The organism is Aquamicrobium lusatiense (genome assembly GCF_014201615.1).
Lineage (GTDB): Bacteria > Pseudomonadota > Alphaproteobacteria > Rhizobiales > Rhizobiaceae > Mesorhizobium > Mesorhizobium lusatiense.
Genome location: NZ_JACHEU010000004.1, coordinates 212,627 through 233,477, shown reverse-complemented (window position 1 = coordinate 233,477; position 20,851 = coordinate 212,627). Strand labels below are relative to the sequence as shown.

16 protein-coding genes are annotated in these 20,851 nt (G+C 63.2%); 11 read left to right on the top strand and 5 right to left on the bottom strand.

Annotated features, from left to right (window positions below):
* Window positions 1-13: 13 nt before the first annotated feature.
* Entirely contained in the window at window positions 14-1,090 is a 1,077-nt protein-coding gene (locus HNR59_RS18090; protein WP_183832430.1) for a substrate-binding domain-containing protein, read from the bottom strand.
* 191 nt (window positions 1,091-1,281) lie between these two features.
* Here HNR59_RS18090 and HNR59_RS18085 point away from each other — a divergent pair, with 191 nt between their 5' ends.
* From HNR59_RS18085 to HNR59_RS18060, 6 genes are all read left to right on the top strand, one after another.
* Window positions 1,282-2,736: an aldehyde dehydrogenase family protein gene (locus HNR59_RS18085; protein ID WP_246374830.1), complete on the top strand. Its 1,455-nt coding sequence runs from the start codon at window positions 1,282-1,284 to the stop codon at window positions 2,734-2,736.
* 209 nt (window positions 2,737-2,945) lie between these two features.
* The gene (locus HNR59_RS18080; RefSeq protein WP_183832428.1) at window positions 2,946-3,914 is read left to right on the top strand and encodes a methionyl-tRNA formyltransferase; all 969 of its coding nucleotides are present in this window, start codon (window positions 2,946-2,948) and stop codon (window positions 3,912-3,914) included.
* Window positions 3,915-4,334: 420 nt separating this feature from the next.
* A complete protein-coding gene (locus HNR59_RS18075; protein ID WP_183832427.1) occupies window positions 4,335-5,789 on the top strand; it encodes a sensor domain-containing diguanylate cyclase in 1,455 nt (484 codons plus the stop codon).
* Window positions 5,790-6,467: 678 nt separating this feature from the next.
* Window positions 6,468-7,700, top strand: coding sequence for a glycine betaine/L-proline ABC transporter ATP-binding protein ProV (gene proV, locus HNR59_RS18070; RefSeq protein WP_183832426.1), 1,233 nt, complete (start codon window positions 6,468-6,470; stop codon window positions 7,698-7,700).
* Between the two features lie 21 nt (window positions 7,701-7,721).
* Window positions 7,722-8,654: an ABC transporter permease gene (locus HNR59_RS18065; RefSeq protein ID WP_183832425.1), complete on the top strand. Its 933-nt coding sequence runs from the start codon at window positions 7,722-7,724 to the stop codon at window positions 8,652-8,654.
* Window positions 8,655-8,679: 25 nt separating this feature from the next.
* Window positions 8,680-9,546: a glycine betaine ABC transporter substrate-binding protein gene (locus HNR59_RS18060; RefSeq protein ID WP_183832424.1), complete on the top strand. Its 867-nt coding sequence runs from the start codon at window positions 8,680-8,682 to the stop codon at window positions 9,544-9,546.
* 128 nt (window positions 9,547-9,674) lie between these two features.
* On the opposite strand, the gene HNR59_RS18055 is transcribed toward HNR59_RS18060, so the two are convergent.
* On the bottom strand, window positions 9,675-10,694 hold the full coding sequence (locus HNR59_RS18055; RefSeq protein ID WP_183832423.1) for a LacI family DNA-binding transcriptional regulator: 1,020 nt from the start codon (window positions 10,692-10,694) through the stop codon (window positions 9,675-9,677).
* 414 nt (window positions 10,695-11,108) lie between these two features.
* Between HNR59_RS18055 and HNR59_RS18050 the strand changes: the two genes are divergently transcribed.
* The 5 genes from HNR59_RS18050 to HNR59_RS18030 all read left to right on the top strand — a co-directional run bounded on the left by HNR59_RS18050 (window position 11,109) and on the right by HNR59_RS18030 (window position 16,748).
* The gene (locus tag HNR59_RS18050) at window positions 11,109-12,134 is read left to right on the top strand and encodes an ABC transporter substrate-binding protein (RefSeq protein WP_425488678.1); all 1,026 of its coding nucleotides are present in this window, start codon (window positions 11,109-11,111) and stop codon (window positions 12,132-12,134) included.
* 64 nt (window positions 12,135-12,198) lie between these two features.
* The gene (locus HNR59_RS18045) at window positions 12,199-13,026 is read left to right on the top strand and encodes an ATP-binding cassette domain-containing protein (RefSeq protein ID WP_183832421.1); all 828 of its coding nucleotides are present in this window, start codon (window positions 12,199-12,201) and stop codon (window positions 13,024-13,026) included.
* On the top strand, window positions 13,023-14,300 hold the full coding sequence (locus tag HNR59_RS18040) for a sugar ABC transporter permease (RefSeq protein ID WP_183832420.1): 1,278 nt from the start codon (window positions 13,023-13,025) through the stop codon (window positions 14,298-14,300). Before HNR59_RS18045 ends, HNR59_RS18040 begins: the two co-directional genes overlap by 4 nt.
* 19 nt (window positions 14,301-14,319) lie before the next feature.
* On the top strand, window positions 14,320-15,048 hold the full coding sequence (locus tag HNR59_RS18035) for an SDR family oxidoreductase (RefSeq protein WP_183832419.1): 729 nt from the start codon (window positions 14,320-14,322) through the stop codon (window positions 15,046-15,048).
* Window positions 15,049-15,098: 50 nt separating this feature from the next.
* Window positions 15,099-16,748 carry an FGGY-family carbohydrate kinase gene (locus tag HNR59_RS18030; RefSeq protein ID WP_183832418.1) on the top strand — a complete coding sequence of 550 codons (1,650 nt, stop codon included), beginning with the start codon at window positions 15,099-15,101 and terminating at the stop codon, window positions 16,746-16,748.
* 55 nt (window positions 16,749-16,803) lie between these two features.
* Here HNR59_RS18030 and HNR59_RS18025 read toward each other — a convergent pair whose 3' ends face one another.
* From HNR59_RS18025 to HNR59_RS18015, 3 genes are all read right to left on the bottom strand, one after another.
* The gene (locus HNR59_RS18025; RefSeq protein ID WP_183832417.1) at window positions 16,804-18,354 is read right to left on the bottom strand and encodes an acetolactate synthase large subunit; all 1,551 of its coding nucleotides are present in this window, start codon (window positions 18,352-18,354) and stop codon (window positions 16,804-16,806) included.
* Window positions 18,355-18,609: 255 nt separating this feature from the next.
* A complete protein-coding gene (locus HNR59_RS18020; RefSeq protein WP_183832416.1) occupies window positions 18,610-20,031 on the bottom strand; it encodes an enolase C-terminal domain-like protein in 1,422 nt (473 codons plus the stop codon).
* Window positions 20,028-20,831, bottom strand: a complete 804-nt coding sequence (locus HNR59_RS18015) for an ABC transporter ATP-binding protein (protein ID WP_343060862.1) — start codon at window positions 20,829-20,831, stop codon at window positions 20,028-20,030. Before HNR59_RS18015 ends, HNR59_RS18020 begins: the two co-directional genes overlap by 4 nt.
* Window positions 20,832-20,851 lie beyond the last annotated feature (20 nt).

Below are 20,851 nucleotides of genomic sequence, written 5' to 3'. Positions count from 1 at the left end.
GCCCCCCGAAACGCTACTGCGTTTCCCGAAACACCTCGCTGATGGTCTTGATCTCCCCGGCTTCCTTCACCCGGTAGCCGGGCAGCGTGGTGATGGCAGCGTGAAACTCCGGCCCGCGCATGACCGAAAGCACACACTGGACGGCCTCCAGATCGAGAATCTGTTTGTGACAGACGAACACATAATCCTCGGTGAGCAGGCGCACGAAATCGAGATCGAACTGGCGGGCGGCCGCTTCGACTCCGAAGGCGACGTCCGCGTAGCCGCTGGCGACATAGGCGGCGACAGCCGCATGCGTGAACTCGGAGTGCTCGTAGCCGTTGATGCGGCTGCCGTCGATGCGGTGGCGGGCAAGAAGCTGGTCGAACAGAAGCCTTGTGCCGGAATCGGGGTCGCGGTTGACGAAGCGGATCTGCGGATCAACGAGCTGCCTCAGCTCCGAGATGCCAAGCGGATTGCCGGGGCGCACCATCAATCCCATTTCGCGCGTGACGAACGATATGACCCGGTGCGTCCTGGTGTCGAGCAAGCCCTTTGCCGCGACGATCGCCTGCTTTCGCAACTCGCCCTGCGGCAGATGCATGCCGGCCAGATCGCAACCGTCATGCACCAGAGAGACCAAGGAACTCTGGTTGCTGACATAGCGGAAATCGACATCGATATCGGCTTCGAGGCTCAGCAGTTCCCGCAGCTTCGGCACGGCAAAGCCGTGGCTGGCGTGAACACGCAGCACCAGCGGTCCCTGCGTGAGCATCTGGTTGACCTCTGTTTCCAGCTCCTGCGACAGGTTCTGCAAAAAAGGCCGCAGCCGCGCCTCAAGCCTCTGCCCGGCCCACACCAGCTTTTCGCCGAACGGCGTCAGCCTTGTGCCGCTGCCCTGCCGGCGCACGACGAGCGGCGTGTTGAAGAACTCCGACCATTTCTCGATCAGGTTCCAGGCATGGCGATAGGAAACGCCGGCCCGGCCGGCAGCGGCGGCGATCTTTCCCGACGCACGGATCTCGGCCAGAAAATCCAGCATGATCTGAAGGGACTGCGCATCCTTGCGGCGGCGGAATCGCCAGACAGGTTCGATTTCAATCTCGATCATGCTTCCTCCCAAGCATTCCGTGACGAAACTCATATTGGCAATTCAAATCATATCTTAATCTTTCCTATTAGGCAATAAATTTCATATTCACGAAATTTATCGCAGCAGTTACTGTTGAATTCCCATGCACTCCATGGGCCACGACAAGATTCGAAATATGAATCAAAGTACATATTATGGGAGGTCCGATCTTGCTGAACCGAGTTTCCGACGACGTACAAAAGCTGCTGATAGACGGGGTCCGCGTTCCTGCATCTTCCGGACGCAGCTTCGAGACGCTGAACCCCGCCACCGGCGAGGTTCTGGCCAGGGTGGCCGAGGCTGACGCGGCCGATGTCGACGCCGCCGTGCGTTCGGCGCGCGCCGCCTTCGAAGGCTCATGGGGCCACATGAAGGCCAGCGAGCGCGGCGCCCTGCTGCTGAAGCTGGCGGACCTGATCCGCCGCAACGAGGACGAGCTGGTGCAGCTCGAAAGCCTGGATTCGGGCAAGCCCGTTTCGGCCATCCGCCGTCAGGATCTGCCGGCGGTCATCGACACCCTCACCTACTATGCCGGCATGGCCGACAAGATCAACGGACAGGTCATCCCCGCCCGTCCCGATGCGCTCACCTACACCGTGCGCGAACCGCTGGGCGTGGTCGGTGCCATCATCCCGTGGAACTTCCCGCTGATGATCGGCATGTGGAAGATCGCGCCGGCACTTGCCTGCGGCTGCACGGTGGTGCTGAAGCCGGCGGAAATCACGCCGCTGACCGCCCTGCGCATCGGCGAACTGGCTTTCGAGGCCGGCTTCCCGGCCGGTGTGCTCAACGTCGTTCCGGGCTTCGGCAAAGTGGCCGGGCAGGCGCTTGTCGATCACCCGGATGTGGACAAGGTGACCTTCACAGGCTCGCCGGTGGTCGGACGCCAGATTCTGCAAAGCTCGGCCGGCAACCTCAAGCGCGTGACGCTGGAGCTTGGCGGCAAGTCGGCCAACATCATCTTCCCGGATGCCGATATCGACGCAGCGGTGAAGGCCGCCAGCGCCGGCATTTTCTTCAACACGGGCCAGGTCTGCTCGGCCGGCTCGCGCATTCTCGTGCATCACAGCATACATGACGAGGTCGTGGAACGACTGGCCGCGCGGGCGCAGACCACCCGTATCGGCAATCCGCAGGACACGTCGACGGGCATGGGCCCGCTGGTGTCTGAAGTGCAGATGAAGCGCGTGCTCGACTATATCGAGATCGGCCGCAACGAAGGCGCCGCGCTGGTCACCGGCGGTTCGCGCCACGGCAATGCCGGTTATTTCGTGGAGCCGACGGTCTTCGCCGGCGTGCGCCACGAAATGCGCATCTCGCAGGAAGAGATCTTCGGTCCCGTGGCGGCTGTCATTCCCTTCCAGGATGAAGAGGATGCGCTGCGCATCGCCAACGGCACGGTCTACAGCCTCGCCGCCGGTGTGTGGACCGGGGATATCGGCCGGGCGCATCGTTTCACCCGCCGCCTGAAAGCAGGCACGGTCTGGGTCAACACCTACGGCCCCACCGATATTCGTCTGCCATGGGGCGGCGCGCGTGATTCCGGCTTCGGCCGCGAGCATGGCGAGGCGGCCATCGACAACTTCACCGAACCCAAAGTCGTCTGGATCAACACGGGCCGCTGAAGAAGTCGCATCAAGCACTCCATGCGGCTTTGGGTTCAGAGCCGCATGAAACCAGACGGTCAGAGCATTTCCGCGCTTCGGGAACAGCAGAAATGCTCTGCCCCCCACCGATCCATCCGCCGTCATTGCCGGCCGGGTCTGCCGCCTCCTGCGCGCAGCCTTCGGCGAAGCACGGCCGGTCTTTGCCTGAGAACCGAGGAGGAAAAAGCATGCGCATTGCAATTATTGGCCAGCAGGCCTTCGGTAAGAGTGTACTGGAAGCCTTTCTGGCCCGGGGCGACGAAGTCGCCGGCGTTTTCTGTGCCCCCGAAAAGCCGGGCGCGCGTCCCGATCCGTTGCGGCTGGCCGCGGAGGAACTTGGGCTGCGCGTATTCCAGCTTCCCAACCTGAAAAGCCCGACGGCCGAAGGCGCTTTACGCGCGCTCGACGTCGATCTTGCCGTCATGGCCTATGTGCTGCAGTTCGCGCCGCAGTCCTTCGTCAACATTCCAAGGCATGGCACCATCCAGTACCATCCCTCGCTGCTGCCGAAATATCGCGGTCCAAGTTCCATCAACTGGCCGATCATCAAGGGTGACACGGAGACAGGCCTCACCATCTTCCGCCCGACTGACGGGCTGGATGAAGGCCCGGTCATCCTCCAGAAGCGCGTTGCCATCGGGCCGGAGGACACGCTCGGCACCGTCTATTTCGACGGCCTGTTTCCGCTCGGCGTCGAAGCGATGCTGGAGGCCGCCGACCTCGTGGTCGAAGGACGTCACACCGAAACCGTGCAGGACGAGGACGCGGCTTCCTATGAAGGCTGGTGTCGCGATGCGGAGGCGAGGATCAGCTGGAGCGCGCACATCGACATGATTCACAACCTCATCCGTGGTTGTGACCCGGCACCCGGCGCATGGACGACCGTGCTTGGTGAGAAGGTGCGGCTGTTCGAGGCCAGAAAGCATCAGGTGCGCCGCTTTGGCGACGTTCAGGGCAAGCCGGGCGAGATCGTGGGGATTGCGGAGGAAACGATCACCATATCCGTGCAAGGCGGCACGGTGGAGATCGCCAAGGTGCGCACGGAAGCGGGAAAGAAGATGTCGGCAGCGGCATTCGCGAAATCGCTGGGTCTTTCGACCGGCGATAAGCTGGAGTCGCATGCAGCTCCCGATCTCGCGGCGGCGTCAGGCCAGTAGCCGGAGGGATTTTCTGCCGGCGCCCGTATATTCCATGGTGCCAGGCTTTGCAGGCGGCAGGGACGCGGAATTCCGTATCCCTGCCGTTTTTCATTTTGCCTTGCCTGAACAGGCCCTGACCTGTTCTGCGGGCATCGGCCCGAATGTTGCAATCGCCCGCTCTCCCCTTCTTCCCCGGTGGGGCATTCCGGTTTCCCGGCGGGCAAAGCTGGCTGTCTAGCCCTTGCCCTTTATTCTGCTTGCGATACATGCCTTTTCGTTGTCCGGTTGCCTTGCTCCCCGCGTCCACTTCTGACCTGTTGGACGCAACAAAAGGCTTCAGGCGATAACCAATGTTTAGCAAAATGTCGTACAGGTCACAGGCTGTACGGGTTCGACCTGGCATGCGTGGCCCGCGCAGCGGAAGAGAACGGGAAGACAATGAGCATCGACGCCGCACTGATCGACAGCGCCAACATATTCGAGCTGGCGCCAATCTCCCTGTGGCTGGAAGACTACAGCGGTCTGCGCAGGCAGTTCGACATCTGGCGTGCCGAGGGCGTTTCGGATCTGGGCGCCTTTCTGAGAGAAGACACCAGCCGCCTCGATCTGTGCACCAGTCAGATCCGCGTGCTCAAGGTCAATCGCAAGACGCTCTCGCTGTTCGAGGCCGATGACGTCGATCATCTGGTGGCGAACCTGCATCGGATTTTCAATGCCGACATGCTGGAGCCGCACATCGGGGAAATGGTCCAGCTCTGGAACGGCTCGGACCATTTCAGCAGCAACACGGTGAACTATTCGCTGGGCGGCCGGCGCATCGATATCCAGCTCAAGGGCCGCATACTTCCCGGCCACGAGGAAAGCTGGGATCGGGTTCTGCTGGCCATCGAGGATGTCACCGCGCGCGAGGATGCGCTGCGCGAACAGGATCGCCACAAGCAATATGCACAGGGGCTTTTCGAGCACTCGCCCATTTCGCTGTGGGTCGAGGATTTCAGCCGCATCAAGCAGTTGATGGATGATGTGCGCCAGCGCGGCATCGTCGATTTTCGCGTGTTCACCGACGTGCACCCCGAATTCGTGCACCAGTGCCTCAGCGAGATCCGGGTGCTGGACATCAACAACGAGACGCTGGCCCTATTTCTCGCGGACGACAAGAAGACGCTGTTGCAGAGCCTGCCGCAAATCTTCCGATATGAAATGGCATCGCACTTCCGCGAGCAGCTTATCGACCTGTGGAACGGCATCCTCTTCCAGAGGCGCGAAGTGGTGAACTATGCGCTCGACGGGTCCGAGCGCCATGTTCTCATGCAATTCTCGGTTTTGCCGGGACGCGAAGACGACTGGTCGCTTGTGCAGGTGGCGCTGACCGACATCACCGCCCGCAAGAAGGCCGAAGCCTATCTGGAATATCTCGGCAAGCACGACGTGCTCACCAAGTTGCACAATCGCGCCTATTACGTCGATGAGCTCAACCGGCTGGAGCGCAAGGGCGAGGCGCCGGTTTCGATCATCATTCTCGATCTCAACGGCCTCAAGACCGCAAACGATCAATGGGGCCATGCCGCAGGTGACGGGTTGCTGCGCCGCGTTGGCGAAGTGCTCAACGAAGCGGTGACACAGCCAGGCCATGCCGCCCGCATTGGCGGCGACGAGTTCGCTGTCGTTCTGCCCTATATCGACGAACGCGGCGCCGAGGCCATGGTCGATAACATCAGGCGGCTCATCGGCATCAACAACCAGTATTATTCGCAGATGGAACTGAAGCTTTCCCTCGGAGCAGCCACGAGCCTGCCGGGCGAGAAGCTGGAAGCCGTCGCCAGACGGGCGGACCTTCTCATGTACGAAGACAAGCGCGCCCATTACTCCGCCGCCAACCCCGACGACATCTGAGTTTTGACCCGCGCCCGGTCTTCGGCACGCGGGGCCTGACAAGAGCCCTGCGCCGCGACCTGCCAATTGTCGCGGAACCCTGTCCGCGCCGGTTCGATGTCGGTCTTCGACACGCCGTTGTCGCGGTTGCACCGGCGAACGCCCCGACCCCGGCGCATGATCCTGCCTGTTGGCGCCCTGAGGCGCACCGGTTTCCTGTACGGCGCGCAAGTCGCCGGCAGTTGCCGGATGGTGATGATCTGCGGGGAGGACGCGGATGGACACGATGCCATGCAGGGGAGCGCCTGCTTCGGCCGGAACGGCTTTCCGTGATCGGGAGGAGCCGGAATCTTACCCGGGATTTGCAGCGAACAGCCGCGCTGCGGTTTCTTTTCCGCATGTCGTCAGTACGCACGCCGCAGACCTTGCAAAGGCAGGCGAACGCTGGCGATGGCCCCTGCGGCAAGGCTCCCGGAAAGCGTCCGGCGCAACCTGCCGGAAAAGACGCCCGCCCGCATTTGTGCCTTTGCGGGTGGACATCGGTTTTTCAGTACGATATAAAAATTGCAACAAGCGATCGCGCCGGGAAAGCATTGACCTAGCGCAATCGCTTATTTTTTCGCGGCCGGATGTTATTCTTGGCTTTTCTTATAACAGAGGAGATTTTACTCGCCAAGCCAAGCGGGTGCTCTATTGATTATGACTTCAACGACCGAAAAAAACGGATCGAATGGACATTCCGAAGTAAAACTTCGATTGAAGAATGTTTATAAAATCTTCGGAAGCAACGTCAAAAGCGCTCTCGATATGACGAGGGCTGGCAAAAGCAAAACCGAAATCCACGCAACCACCGGCTGTACGATCGGTGTCGACGATGTCAGCTTCGACATCATGGATGGCGAGATCTTCGTCATCATGGGCCTTTCAGGTTCCGGCAAGTCGACGCTGCTTCGCCTTCTCAACCGCCTCATCGAGCCCACCTCGGGCGTCATCGAGGTCAATGGCGAAGACATAACCAGGCTGTCGACACGCGACCTCATCGAGCTTCGCCGCCGCGACATGAGCATGGTGTTCCAGTCCTTCGCCCTGCTGCCAAACCGCAATGTGCTGAACAACGCCGCGTTCGGGCTCGAAGTGTCCGGCGTCGGCGAAGCTGAGCGTACGCAAAAGGCGATGGCAGCGCTTGAGGCCGTCGGCCTCAGGGATTACGCCATGAGCCGGCCGGACCAGCTTTCCGGCGGCATGAAACAGCGCGTGGGGCTTGCCCGGGCGCTCGCCAGCGAGCCGACCATCCTTCTGATGGACGAAGCCTTCTCCGCACTTGATCCGCTGATCCGCACCGAAATGCAGGATGAACTGATGCGCCTGCAGGCCGAGCACAGCCGCACCGTCATCTTCGTCAGCCACGACCTTGACGAGGCCATGCGCATCGGCGACCGCATCTGCATCATGCAGCACGGCAAGGTGGTGCAGGTGGGAACGCCGGACGAGATCGTCTCCCAACCGGCCAACGACTATGTGCGCTCCTTCTTCCGCAATGTGGACGTCTCGCAGGTGTTCAAGGCCGGAGACGTGGCGCGCCGCACCCAGCTGACCCTCGTGGATCGGCGCGGGGCCACCGCTGCGGCGGCACTTGAGCAGATGTCGCAAAGCGACCGTGACGTCGCCATCGTCGTCGGCCGCGACAAGAAATATCACGGCATGATCAGCCAGGACGTGCTGGTCCAGAAGATCAGGGCGAAGGATGCGGACCCGTATCGCAACGCCTTTCTTCAGGATGTGACGCCCATTCCCGCGGGCGAGCCTCTTTCGAATGTGCTGGGACTCGTTGCAGCGAGCCGCTGGCCGGTACCCGTGGTCGATGAGCGGGGGCGCTATGTCGGCTCCCTCAGCAAGTCGTCGCTTCTGGAAACGCTCGACCGCGCTGGCTGAGCCGAACCGAAGGGAAACTACATGGACTTCGATTTCAACGTCGGCCACGGCGCCGACGTCACCGTCAACTACATACTCGACAACTTCACCCCGGCGCTCGACGGCATCGCGGCGGCGATCGGCTTCGTCACAGGCGGCCTGCAATCGCTGCTCACCGGCACCTCGCCGCTGGTCGGCATCGCCATCCTGACCCTGCTTTCGCTGTGGAGGGTGAGCTGGAAGTTCGCGCTCTTCACGATAGTGTCGCTGGCGCTGGTCAACCATATGGGCCTGTGGCAAAGCACCATGCAGACGCTGTCGCTGGTGCTTTCCGCCACCGTGATCGCCGTCGTCGTCGGCATTCCCGCCGGCATCGCCATGGCCCGCTCGGACCGGGTGGCCGGCCTGTTCAGGCCCGTGCTCGACCTGATGCAGACCATGCCGGCCTTTGTCTATCTGATCCCGGCCGCCATGTTCTTCGGCCTTGGCGCCGTGCCCGGCACAATCGCCACGGTGATCTTCGCCATGCCGCCGGTGGTGCGCCTGACCAATCTGGGCATCCGGCAGGTTCAGGAAGAGCTGGTCGAGGCCGGGCAGGCTTTCGGCTGCACCCCCTCTCAGCTTCTGTTCAAGGTGCAACTGCCCAATGCCCTGCCCTCCATCATGGCCGGCATCAACCAGACGATCATGCTGTCGCTGTCGATGGTGGTCATCGCCTCGATGATCGGCGCCGGCGGGCTCGGCAATCATGTTTTGACCGGCATCCAGCGCCTTGACGTGGGCGCCGGTTTCGAGGGCGGCCTGGCCGTCGTCATTCTGGCCGTGGTCCTCGACAGGATCACCCAGAGCTTCGGCAAGGGCGGTTCGGGCTTCCTGAGCCTCCTTGCCTTCCGAAAGGCGGGGGACCGTTTGCAGGCGTCAGCGCCGGCCAAGGTTCCGGCTGCCGATGACAAGCAGCGGTCAGCCGCCGCTTGAGCTCCGAAAACAAGAAGGAGAAGATATGATCAGGAAACTTACGCGCATCGGCCTTGCTGCCCTGATGGCGGGCAGCATGGCAACGGCCGCCCTCGCGCAGGACGGCAAGCCGGTGAAAATCGGCTGGGCCGCATGGTCCGACGCGGAATTCGTGACCAAGCTTGCCGCGAAGCTCATCGAGGACGAACTCGGCCAGAAGGTCGAACTGGTTCAGACCGACGTGGCGCCGCTTTATCAGGGCGTGAGCCGCGGCGACATCGACGCCATGATGATGGCGTGGCTGCCGGAAACCCATGCCGACTACTTCAAGCGGATCGAAGACAAGGTCGATACGCTCGGCACCATCTATGACGGCGCCAAGCTTGGCTGGGTGGTTCCCGACTACATCCCCGAGAGCGAGATTTCCTCGATCGAGGATCTGGGCAAGGCCGAGGTGAAGGAAAAGCTCGGCGGCGAGGTGCAGGGCATCGATCCGGGCGCCGGCCTGACCCGTCTTTCCGAAAAGGCGATCACCGATTACGGGCTCGACTACAAGCTTCAGATTTCCAGTGAAGCGGGAATGCTGACCACGGTCGACCGCTCCATGCGCACCGAGAAATGGTTCGTGGCCACCGCATGGAGCCCGCACTGGATGTTCGGCAAGTACAAGCTGCGCTACATCGACGACCCCAAGGAGTCGCTCGGCAAGGCGGAGCACATCGACATCCTAGCCCGCAAGGGTTTCAAGGATGACAACCCGAAGGTGGCCGAACTGCTCTCGCGCATGAAGGTGGAGATTCCGGAACTGGAAGCGGCCATGTTCGATGCGCAGGAAACCTCCTATGAAAAGGCGGTCGAAAAATACATCTCCGAGAACCCGGACAAGGTGAAGGAGTGGGTCGGCGCCAAGTAGGCCTGACCCTGTCAAGCCAGGTCACGAGAACGGACGGCAGGCTCGCCTGCCGCCATGCCTGAAAGAGGCCGCCGCGATACAGTCGCGGCGGCCTTTCGCGTTCAGGCCCTCATCGGCAGCCATGTTTTCTAGCCGCGGCTGACGAAAACGGGCGGTATCTCTATACGCGCGTTCTGCGGCGCGCCGTTTTCTATAATGTCGAACACGGCCGCCAGCATCTGCGGCACGTCCTGACGCACCATCTCGATGTCGTCGGCAAGCAGAGCCGCGAAGGGGTCCCAGTCGAAGCAACCCATCACCGGCGCACGGCCCTCGTAATGGCCGGAACGGCGTATCCAGCGCATCACCCCCTCAAGGGAAATCGTGGAGTTGACGAACATGCCCTGTGGCAGAACCCCTTCCCGCTGCGCCAGCGCGCCAAGCGCGCCTTCGGCCTTTTCCGGCGCATAGCCGCAGGCCAGAATGTGGTTTTCGTCCACCTCGATCCCAACCTCCTCATGCGCCGCGCGAAAGCCACGGATGCGCTCGCTGGTGTTGTGGTCGTTCCCGCGCCCGCCAATGAACAGCAGCGGCAGTGCCTGTCCAAGCCTCTGACGGCAATTGACGAGAACACGGCGCGTCAGTTCCCGCGCACCCGCGAAGTTGTCGGAGATGACCGATGGGGCATGTGAGCCGGGAAGATCGAGATTGAGACTGCGCACGCCGGCCGGCCCACACAGATCGGTGATACGGTCGGGATTGGTGGCGCCGGTCGAGATCAGCCATTCGACCTGATAGGAGAGCATGGTGCGCGCGGCCTCCATCTCCAGGTCGGGATCGCGGCGCGTGCAGGTGATGATCGGAAACAGATCGCGCTGGCGGGCCATCGCCTCGAAGGTTTCGACGATGGAGCCGAAATAGCGGTTGTCGTATTTCGGCACGATCATGCCGATGATCCGGGATTTCTCCCGGCGCAGCAGGCTTGCCTGCATGTTGACCGCATAGCCCTGCTCCTGCGCCAGCCTGGTGATCTTCTCGGCCAGCTGGCTGCTGATACGGCGCTTCTTCCATGTGCCGTTGAGCACCGCACTGACGGCACTGGCCGAGGTGCCGGCCAGTGTCGCCAGATCGTAGATGGTCGTCTTTCTGGTCGGCTTGCCGCCATCCATCAGAATTCTCTCCTCTGTGGCCGCTCCGCTTCCCCCCGCGCTGCCGCCATCTCCCGCGCTTTTCACCTGCGAGGCAGTGCCCGCCATGCATAAGACGCAGCGTAAAGCTCTTATCCACCCCGTCTGATTTGCGCCAGCTTGACATCAATATCTGAAGGTGGCAATTTTTGCTTCATCGATTGAGCTATCATGCACAATCGATGAAGGCGGTTGCATATCGAAGACCGATCGGGAGGCGTTCGGGAGTATTCTGAAGCTTGAACCGGTGCATGTGCCACGTCGTGGAGCAGTTCCGAGACGTCGCGCATGAGGCTCCCGGCCTTTGACCCGGTCCGTGCCGGTTTCAGGGCATCAACTTCCCGGCACGGATTTGTCGTTTACAAGGAGGACACCATGAATTTCCGCACTTTCCTGATGGCGACGGCTGCCGCCGGCGTTCTGTGCACGGCGCAGGCGCAGGCAGATGAAGCCGCCACCGTCGCGTTCCTGATGCCGGATCAGGCATCGACGCGTTACGAGGAGCATGACTATCCGGGCTTCAAGGCAGAGATGGAGAAGCTGTGCGCCAGCTGCACGGTCATCTACCAGAACGCCAATGCCGACGCCTCGCTCCAGCAGCAGCAGTTCAACTCGGTGATCGCGCAGGGCGCCAAGGTCATCGTGCTCGATCCGGTCGACTCCGCTGCCGCAGCGGGTCTCGTCGAGATAGCCCATTCGCAGGGCGTCAAGGTCGTCGCCTATGACCGCCCGATCCCGGACAAGCCGGCCGACTACTATGTCTCCTTCGACAATGAAGGCATCGGCTACGCCATCTCCAAATCCCTGGTCGACCACATGAAGGCGAATGGCGTCGAGGATGGCGCGGGCGTGCTGCAGGTCAACGGCTCGCCGACCGACGCTGCCGCAGGCCTGATCCGCGACGGCATCCATCGGGGCCTGAAGGAATCCGGTTTCGAGACGCTCGCCGAGTTCGACACGCCGGAATGGGCGCCGCCGAAGGCGCAGGAATGGGCCGCCGGCCAGATCACCCGCTTCGGCGACAAGATCAGGGGCGTGGTTGCCGCCAATGACGGCACCGGCGGCGGCGTCATTGCAGCCTTCAAGGCCGCTGGCGTGCAGCCCGTTCCTCCGGTGACCGGCAATGACGCCACCATCGCCGCCCTGCAGCTGATCATCGCCGGCGACCAGTACAACACCATCTCCAAGCCTTCGGAGATCGTTGCCGCTGCCGCTGCAAAGGTGGCCGTGCAGTTCGTGAAGGGCGAAACGCCCGAGGCGAAGACCACGCTCTACGACACGCCTTCGGAGCTGTTCGTTCCGGCAGTGGTGACGTCTGAGAACATCAAGGCTGAAATCTTCGACAAGGGCATCCAGACCGCTGAGCAGGTCTGCACCGGCGAATATGCCGAGGCTTGCAAGAAGCTCGGCATTACCGAGTAATATGCCTGTGCCCGGCCGGCTCCGGCCGGCCGGGCTTATCCTGCCAAGCAGAGGCCATTCAAAGATGAACCAGCAAGCCGGCGCAGGCCCACAACCGGGCAGCCCCATCCTTAAACTTCGCCAGATCTCCAAGAACTTCGGGGCCGTTTCGGCGCTGACCGACATCGATCTCGATGTTCATGCGGGCGAGGTGGTGGCGCTGGTCGGCGACAATGGCGCTGGCAAATCGACGCTCATCAAGATTCTGGCCGGCGTGCATCAGCCGTCCTCCGGCACCATCGAATTCTGCGGCGAAACCGTATCGCTCGACAGCCCTGGGCGGGCGCTGGAACTGGGCATCGCCACGGTGTTTCAGGATCTGGCGCTGTGCGAGAACCTCGACGTCGTCGCCAATCTGTTTCTCGGCCATGAGCTGTCGCCATGGAACCTCGACGAGGTGGCCATGGAGGTGAAGGCATGGACGCTGCTGCGCGAACTTGCCGCGCGCATCCCCTCAGTTCGCGAGCCGGTCGCTTCCCTGTCGGGCGGTCAGCGCCAGACGGTCGCCATCGCCCGCTCGCTGCTGCTCGATCCCAAGATCATCATGCTGGACGAGCCCACCGCGGCCCTTGGCGTAGCCCAGACGGCGGAAGTGCTGAACCTCATCGAGCGGGTGCGCGATCGCGGCCTCGGCGTCATCATCATCAGCCACAATATGGAAGACGTCCGTGCCGTGGCTGACCGCGTCGTGGTGCTGCGCCTTGGGCGCAACAATGGCGTTTTCAGCCCGGACGCCACCAACAACGAACTCGTGACCGCCATTACCGGCGCCACCGAAAACGCAGTGTCGCGTCGCCGCGCCCGTCTGGACGCCGGCAATAAAACCGACGGCATCAGCGGGGCAAGAGCATGACCACGCCAGTTTCCACCAAACCCTCATCCGATGAGAATGCCACCGCAGAAGCGGCGCTCGACCGTTCCGACGAGCGCGTGCGCCCCGATGAGAGCATTGGCGGCATGGTGCGCAGCTTCTTCGCGCGCGTCCGCACCGGCGATCTCGGCATGCTGCCGGTTGCAGTGGGGCTGATCGTCATCTCCACCGTGTTCAGCATCCTTAATCCGGTTTTCCTCGCACCCAACAATCTGGTGAATCTGCTGTTCGACAGCGCCACCATCGGCGTTATTTCGCTTGGCATCGTGTGCGTGCTGCTGCTGGGCGAAATCGACCTGTCGGTTGGCTCGATGAGCGGTCTGGCCTCGGCCATCATCGGCGTCTTGTGGGTCAATGCCGGCTGGCCGATTGCCGGCGGTATTGCCGTCGCACTTGCTGCCGGAGCCGCGATGGGCGCGCTCTACGCCATGCTCTACAACAGGCTGGGCATGCCGAGCTTCGTCGCCACGCTGGCCGGACTTCTGGCCCTGCTTGGCCTGCAGCTTTACATTCTGGGTCCGACCGGCTCCATCAACCTGCCCTATGCCTCGCCGCTGGTGCGTTTCGGACAGGTCATGGTGATGCCGGGCTGGACATCCCATCTGCTGGCGCTGCTTCCCGGTGTGGTGATGGTGGTGCTGGGCCTGCGCAACCGCGCCCGCCGCCATGCCGTCGGCCTTTCCTCGCAACCGCTCGGCGCGCTTGCCTTCAAGGCCGGTCTGTTCACCGTGGTCATCCAGTTCGCCGTCTACTATCTCAATCTGGGGCGCGGCGTGCCGTGGATGTTCGGCCTGTTCGTGGCACTGGTGGTGCTGCTGGACTATGCGCTGACCCGCACCCGCTGGGGCCGCTCCATGTTCGCCGTCGGCGGCAATCGCGAAGCCGCACGGCGTTCCGGCATCAATGTGCGCCGCATCTACATGTCGGCCTTCATGCTGTGCTCGACGCTGGCAGCCCTTGGCGGCATTCTGGCCGCCTCCCGCCTTGCCTCCTCCAGCCAGCAGGCCGGCACCGGCGACGTCAATCTCAATGCCATCGCGGCTGCCGTCATCGGCGGAACCAGCCTGTTCGGCGGACGCGGCAGCGCCTATTCCGCCCTGCTCGGCATCATCGTCATTCAGGCCATTTCCAACGGCCTGACACTGCTCAATCTCAGCTCTTCGCTGCGCTACATGATCACCGGCGCGGTTCTGGCCATCGCCGTCATCGTCGATTCGCTCGCCCGCCGCTCCCGCGTCAGCCACGGCAGAGCCTGATCCACAGGAAGGAAACATCATGGCGGAAATCATGAAGGGCAAGGTCGCGGCCATCACCGGCGCGGCATCGGGCATCGGCCTCGAATGCGCGCGCACGCTGCTGGCCGAAGGGGCCACGGTGATGCTGATCGACCGGGCCGCGGGCCGTCTCGAAACCCTGTGCGCCGAGCTGGGCGAACGCGCCAGACCGCTGGTGGTCGACCTTCTTTCGCCGTCAGACGTGTCGGGCATGTTGCCGCGTATTCTCGACGCTGCCGGTCGTCTCGACATTTTCCACGCCAATGCCGGCGCCTATATCGGCGGGCCGGTGGCCGAAGGCGATCCCGACGCATGGGACCGGATGCTCAACCTCAACATCAACGCCGCGTTCCGCTCGGTCCATGCGGTGCTGCCACACATGATCGCGCAGAAGAGCGGCGACATCCTGTTCACCAGCTCCATCGCCGGTGTGGTGCCGGTAGTGTGGGAGCCGATCTACACCGCCTCGAAATTCGCCGTGCAGGCCTTCGTTCATTCCACCCGCCGTCAGGTGGCGCAGCATGGTGTGCGCGTCGGCGCGGTATTGCCTGGCCCGGTGGTGACGGCCCTGCTCGACGACTGGCCGAAAGCCAAGATGGAGGAGGCGCTCGCCAATGGCAGCCTGATGCAGCCGAAGGAAGTGGCCGAAGCCGTGCTGTTCATGCTGTCGCGCCCGCGCAACGTCACCATTCGCGATCTGGTCATCCTGCCAAACAGCGTCGATCTGTAAGAGGGGAAGCCCGCCCCTTCGTCCTCTTTTTGAGTCTTGAGAGTGTACCCATGAGCACGACGACCGGTGCTTCCGCGCCGCGCGATACGGCCCGAGCCAACCGCTATGTGATCGGTATCGATGTCGGCACAGGAAGTGCCCGCGCTGGCCTGTTCGACCTCGAAGGCCGGATGCTGGCCACCGCAAAACGCGACATCGCCCTTTTTCGCGAAGCGGGATCGATGGTCGAGCAGTCGAGCGCTGAAATCTGGGACGCCGTCTGCGCCAGCGTGAAGGAGGCTGTCGCGGCAGCCCGTATCGATCCGGCTTCCGTGGCCGGCATCGGCTTCGACGCCACCTGCTCGCTGGTGGTGCTGGGCGAAGGCGGAACACCGCTTGCGGTTGGCCCCTGCGAAGATGCCGGCCGCGACATCATCGTGTGGATGGACCACCGCGCCACAGAACAGGCGGAGCGCATCAACAAACTCGGCCATCCGGTGCTGCGCTATGTCGGCGAGCGCATTTCGCCGGAAATGGAAACACCCAAGCTTCTGTGGTTGAAGGAAAACCGGCCGCAGATCTTCGACGCCGCATGGCAATTCTTCGACCTCGCCGACTATCTGACATGGCGCGCCAGCGACGATCTCGCCCGTTCCATCTGCACCGTCACCTGCAAATGGACCTATCTCGCCCATGAACAGCGCTGGGATGAAAGCTACTTCCGCAAGATCGGCCTCGATGTGCTTGCCGATGAAGGTTTTTCGCGCATCGGCACGCGCATCGTCGAGCCGGGCACCGCGCTCGGCAGCGGCCTGACTGAAGAGGCAGCCGCAGCCATGGGTCTCGTCGCGGGCACCGCCGTGGCCGCCGGGATGATCGACGCGCATGCGGGAGGCATCGGCACGGTCGGCATCGGCGGCGAGCCGCAGCGCAACCTCGCCTATGTCTTCGGCACGTCCTCCTGCACCATGACCTCGACCAGCGAGCCGGTGTTCGTTCCCGGCGTCTGGGGTCCCTATTATTCAGCCATGGTGCCGGGCATGTGGCTGAACGAAGGCGGCCAGAGCGCAGCGGGTGCGGCCATCGAACGGCTTATCGCCATGCATCCCGCCCATGGCGCAGCGAAAGCCCGCGCCGATGCGAAGGGCGTCGCCCTTCCCGTGCTGCTCGCCGACCTCGCCCTTGAGCGTGCCGGCACCGCCACGGAGGCCGTGCGGCTGGTGAAGGGGCTGCATGTCGTGCCCGAATTCCTCGGCAACCGCGCCCCCTTCGCCGACCCCGAGGCGCGGGCCGTGATCGCAGGTCTTGGCATGGAAGACGATCTCGACAGCCTCGTCGCGCTCTATGTCGCCGGCATCTGCAGCATCGGTTACGGGCTGCGCCAGATCATCGAGGTTCAGGCCGAAGCCGGTGCCCATGTCGAACAGGTGGTGATCAGCGGCGGTGCCGGGCAGAGCGATTTCGTGCGCACCCTGCTGGCGGAAGCCGGCGGCAAACCGGTGGTGGCGCCGCGCACCGAAGAGCCCGTATTGCTGGGTTCCGCCATTCTGGGTGCGGTCGCCGGCGGCGCCTTCGCCACGATGGGCGAAGCGATGGCGCAGCTTTCGGCTTCCGGCAGCGTCCATCAGCCCGCGACAGGCGCCATCGCCGATCTGCACGCAGAGCGCTACGCAGCCTTCAAGGCTTTGCAGCTGGTCTACCGCGACATGCGCGCCTGCTGAAAGGGGATGCCTCGGCACCCCCTTTGCGATTTACGATCAGCCTTCAGGCAAGGCTTCAGATCCGCGCCTCGATCAGGAACGGCCCTTTTCTCGTCAGCGCCGTCCCGAACAGATCGATGAATTGTTCGATCGTGTCGGCACGGGCAGCTTCCACACCCATGCCGCGCGCGATCAGGCACCAGTCGAGGTCGGGCGAATCCAGATCGAGCATGCGCCGTGCGTTGCGCCCAAAATTGTTGACGCCGACATTGCGCATTTCGCCCTGCAAAATGGCATAGGCACGGTTTGACAGAATGACTGTCACCACATCGAGATTTTCGCGCGCCTGCGTCCACAGGCCCTGCACGGTGTACATGCCGCTGCCGTCGGCCTGCATGGCCACCACCTTGCGCTGCGGACAGGCAATGGCGGCACCAACCGCCAGCGGAATGCCTTCGCCGATCGCGCCGCCCGTCAGCGGCACATGGTCATGCGGAACGAGCCCCGGCGACAACGCCGTCAGACGCCCGCCCGAGGTGATCGCCTCATCGATCAGGATTGCGTCTTCAGGCAGAGCGCGCGCCACCGCCACGGAAATGCTGTCCGCATCGAGCACGCCATTCGGAGCAGCGATCTCGCGCTGGTTGAAACGACCGGCCACGAACGGAGCATCGCCGCGCACGCCGATTTCGGCGGCAAGCGCCTCAAGCGCGCCGGCCAGATCGTGCTCATGCTCTGCAAGCTGGATGACCTCGCAGTCGGCCGGCAGCATCGCGCCGGGCTTGCCGGGATAGGCGAAGAACCCGACCGGCGCATGCCCGCCGAGGCAGATCGCCACCTCGAACTCGCGCAATGCCTGCACCGCCTGATCGACATTGTAAGGCACAGGACGGGCCGCAACCCTGCCGGCACCCCGCGCGGTGCGGTCGGAGGTCTGCGAAAACAGCGCCGCACCGGTGGCAGCCGCGATGCGCCCCGCGGTTTCGAGGGCACCGGCGCGCAGCGCCCGGCCGGCCAGAATGATGACCGCGCGCCTGCCGCTGCGCAACGCCGCTCCGGCAGCGGAAAGCAGGTCAGCGGAAATGGCGGGCGGTTGCGGCAGGGTTACGGGGCCGAGCGTTTCGGGCTGAACCTCGCCCCACGCCGCGTCCGCCGGCAGGATCAGCGTCGAGACACCCCGGCGCATCTGCGCCTCGCGATAAGCCTCTTCCGTGCGCGTGCGCACTCCGGCGGCGCTCTCGATACGGCCAACCCAGTGCGACATGGGCCGGGCAAGGCCTTCGATGTCACTTGTCAGCGGCGCATCATGCTTCAGATGATAGGTGGCATGATCGCCCACCACATTGACCATGGGTGTGCGGGCGCGGCGGGCATTGTGCAGATTGGCAAGACCGTTGGCGAGCCCCGGCCCCGTATGCAGCAGGGTGGCGGCAGGCTTGTCGGCCATGCGCGCGTAACCGTCGGCGGCGCCTGTCACAACGCCCTCGGCCAGACCCAGCACGCAGCGCATCTGCGGCTTGCGATCAAGCGCGGCAACGAAATGCATTTCGGAGGTTCCCGGATTGGCGAAGCAAACGTCAATGTCGTTCACCAGAAGCACATCGCAAAGCATGTCGGCGCCGTTCATATCTTCCCTTTCATTATTCATTTCATCAGGCAGGGTTCCGGCCGGGGCTGGCCCCTACCGCCTCTCAGCCGTGGCTGACGGCCCCGACAGGTGCCGTTGTTCAGAAATAGTTTGATGTTGGCAAGGATCACTGCCCCTGAGGCAAATGTACCAGCCCTTGTTGGGTACAGCAGCTGCCCCAATCGCCACCGCAAATCCACGGCGCTCATGCCCACGCGCGGCAGGGCATCAGGACGCTTCTGCGCGGGGAGCGGGCTAACTCCAGTCTGCGGGAGGCATGGGCTCCAGACCGGCAATATCAGGCGACAATGCCGTTCCGAATCCGGAAGCTGCGAGCGAGCCGATCGCGACCCTGCCACCTTCGAGCCTCAGCCGGACAACACCGTTCTGGAGATGATAAAGGTCGCCATGCGCGGCCAGAAAAGCCTGCGCTTCACCGTGAGGACGATTGCCGAAGCCATCTATGAAATGATGGGCATTCTTCTCCACATGGGTGAGCCCCAGCCAGCTGACGAGCGCGAGATCCTGCTGCAGGGAAATGCCGGGTTCGCAGGTCAGGTCTTCAGCAGAGAGGAAATAGCGCGACGCGCCGTCGCCGTTCCAGGCCTGAGCCCGGGCTGCGTTCAGTATCGACTTGTAGAAGCCCTTGCAGGTCTTCGACGACACGCCCGTATAGCCGAGCGCGCGGGCTGTCGGGAACGCATCCAGCCCACCATCCGATTCATCGATGATCACCGGAATGCGGGCGGCAAGACGGTCCACCGGCTCTGCCAGCGCGCGGTCACGCCGCACCGGCTGTTCGAGGCACAGGAGAGACCTGCTGAACCGGCGCAGCGCCGGATCGGCTTCCACCCGCGCGAAGAATGCTGCAATGGCCTCACCATCGGCGAACTGTTCGTTGCCGTCGAGGGTCACGCGGTAATCGATGCCGCTTTGGTCCAGCAGCGCAGCGATCCGGCCGAGCCGGTCCAGATCCGCGTCCGCATCGCCGCCGATCTTGATCTTGTAGTAGCGGCAGCCATAGGTCGCGATGACTTCCGACAGCGTCTCCGGCAAACCGTCATTGACGCGGCTTTCCTGATCGCCGGGAACCAGCGGATCGACCAGCCCCACGGTGTGGCGGATGTCGATGCTCAATGCGGGATGACGGGAACCAAGGAAAGCATCGAGATCGAAACCATCCAGCTCCGGCACCAGCGGCCCCGTATGAATGCCCCCCAGATTGGCAGACATGGCCTGCGCAAAACTCGTGCCCTTCGCCCGGCACAGGGCATCGAGAATGGCGCGGTCGAGCATCGCCATGCCGAAGCTCGCGATCAGCGGATTGAGCGCCTGCGCGGCACATGCATCATTCAGGTCGAAATAGCTGGTCTCGAAAAGCCCGTATGCCGTTTGCAGGCCGGAGCCGAGGCGGGCCTCGGCGGCCAGCTCGATGGAGCGGCGCAGCTGGTGATGGTTCTGGTCATCGGTGAGCGAAGGGTTCTTGTCGAACCATTTGGCGCTCAGCGCCTCTGCCGCCCAGCCGGTGGCTTCCTGCCCGTTTTCCAGACGGATGCGGACCGAGACAACCGCCTGCCGTCCGCCCGTCGCGGTCTTTATGCCGAAGCGAAACGGGATGCGCAGCCGGTAAGGCCGCTCGTAGCAGCAGACGTCAACGACCCGAAGCCGTACCGTCATGCCGGCACGAAGCGCGGGTCATCGCCGCTCTGTCGACCGGTAAGCATGTCGTAGATCTTCAGCGACAGCGCGCCGAATTCCGGCGTGATGCGGCTTTCGACGGTGCGCGGGCGCGGCAGATCGATATCGAGCACCGTGTCGATGCGTCCCGGACGCGGCGACATGATCACCACCCGATCCGAAAGGAACACGGCTTCGGGAATGGAGTGGGTGACGAACAGAACGGTCTTGCGGGTATCGGAAGCCTCGCCCCAGATGCGCAGCAGTTCCAGGTTCATCTCGTCACGCGTCATCGCATCGAGAGCGCCGAAGGGCTCATCCATAAGCAAGAGCTGAGGGTCCAGAAGCAGGCCACGGCAGATCGCGGCGCGCTGCTGCATGCCGCCGGAAAGCTCGCGCGGCAGCTTGTTGGCGAATTCCTTCAGCCCGGTGAGTTCGAGAAGCTGCATGGCCCGCTCGCGGTAGTTGCGCGGGTTGAGGCCTGCCAGCTCCGCCGGCAACAGCACGTTGTCGAGGATGGTGCGCCATTTCAGCAGCACGGCCGCCTGAAACACCATCCCCACATTGGGGATCGGCTTCGTCACCCTCTGGCCATCCACCATGATGGTGCCGGCGCTGCGCTCGCGCAGCCCGGCCACCACGCGCAGCAGGGTGGATTTTCCGCAACCGGACGGGCCGACGAGCGAGATGAACTCGCCCTGCCGAACCGCCAGATTGATGTCACGCAACGCCTCGACCGGCCCCGATGCGGTGCCGTAGGTCATCGAGACCCCGTCGAGCTGGATGGAAATAGTGTCCACTCTGTCTAGCCTGTCTTCAG

What these genes read in the sequence shown, in the direction of transcription:
- HNR59_RS18090 (WP_183832430.1), bottom strand. Translation starts at nt 1,090, where the DNA reads ATGATCGAGATTGAAATCGAACCTGTCTGGCGATTCCGCCGCCGCAAG.
- HNR59_RS18080 (WP_183832428.1), top strand. Translation starts at nt 2,946, where the DNA reads ATGCGCATTGCAATTATTGGCCAGCAGGCCTTCGGTAAGAGTGTACTG.
- HNR59_RS18075 (WP_183832427.1), top strand. Translation starts at nt 4,335, where the DNA reads ATGAGCATCGACGCCGCACTGATCGACAGCGCCAACATATTCGAGCTG.
- proV (WP_183832426.1), top strand. Translation starts at nt 6,468, where the DNA reads ATGACTTCAACGACCGAAAAAAACGGATCGAATGGACATTCCGAAGTA.
- HNR59_RS18065 (WP_183832425.1), top strand. Translation starts at nt 7,722, where the DNA reads ATGGACTTCGATTTCAACGTCGGCCACGGCGCCGACGTCACCGTCAAC.
- HNR59_RS18060 (WP_183832424.1), top strand. Translation starts at nt 8,680, where the DNA reads ATGATCAGGAAACTTACGCGCATCGGCCTTGCTGCCCTGATGGCGGGC.
- HNR59_RS18055 (WP_183832423.1), bottom strand. Translation starts at nt 10,694, where the DNA reads ATGGATGGCGGCAAGCCGACCAGAAAGACGACCATCTACGATCTGGCG.
- HNR59_RS18050 (WP_425488678.1), top strand. Translation starts at nt 11,109, where the DNA reads ATGGCGACGGCTGCCGCCGGCGTTCTGTGCACGGCGCAGGCGCAGGCA.
- HNR59_RS18045 (WP_183832421.1), top strand. Translation starts at nt 12,199, where the DNA reads ATGAACCAGCAAGCCGGCGCAGGCCCACAACCGGGCAGCCCCATCCTT.
- HNR59_RS18040 (WP_183832420.1), top strand. Translation starts at nt 13,023, where the DNA reads ATGACCACGCCAGTTTCCACCAAACCCTCATCCGATGAGAATGCCACC.
- HNR59_RS18035 (WP_183832419.1), top strand. Translation starts at nt 14,320, where the DNA reads ATGGCGGAAATCATGAAGGGCAAGGTCGCGGCCATCACCGGCGCGGCA.
- HNR59_RS18030 (WP_183832418.1), top strand. Translation starts at nt 15,099, where the DNA reads ATGAGCACGACGACCGGTGCTTCCGCGCCGCGCGATACGGCCCGAGCC.
- HNR59_RS18025 (WP_183832417.1), bottom strand. Translation starts at nt 18,354, where the DNA reads ATGAACGGCGCCGACATGCTTTGCGATGTGCTTCTGGTGAACGACATT.
- HNR59_RS18020 (WP_183832416.1), bottom strand. Translation starts at nt 20,031, where the DNA reads ATGACGGTACGGCTTCGGGTCGTTGACGTCTGCTGCTACGAGCGGCCT.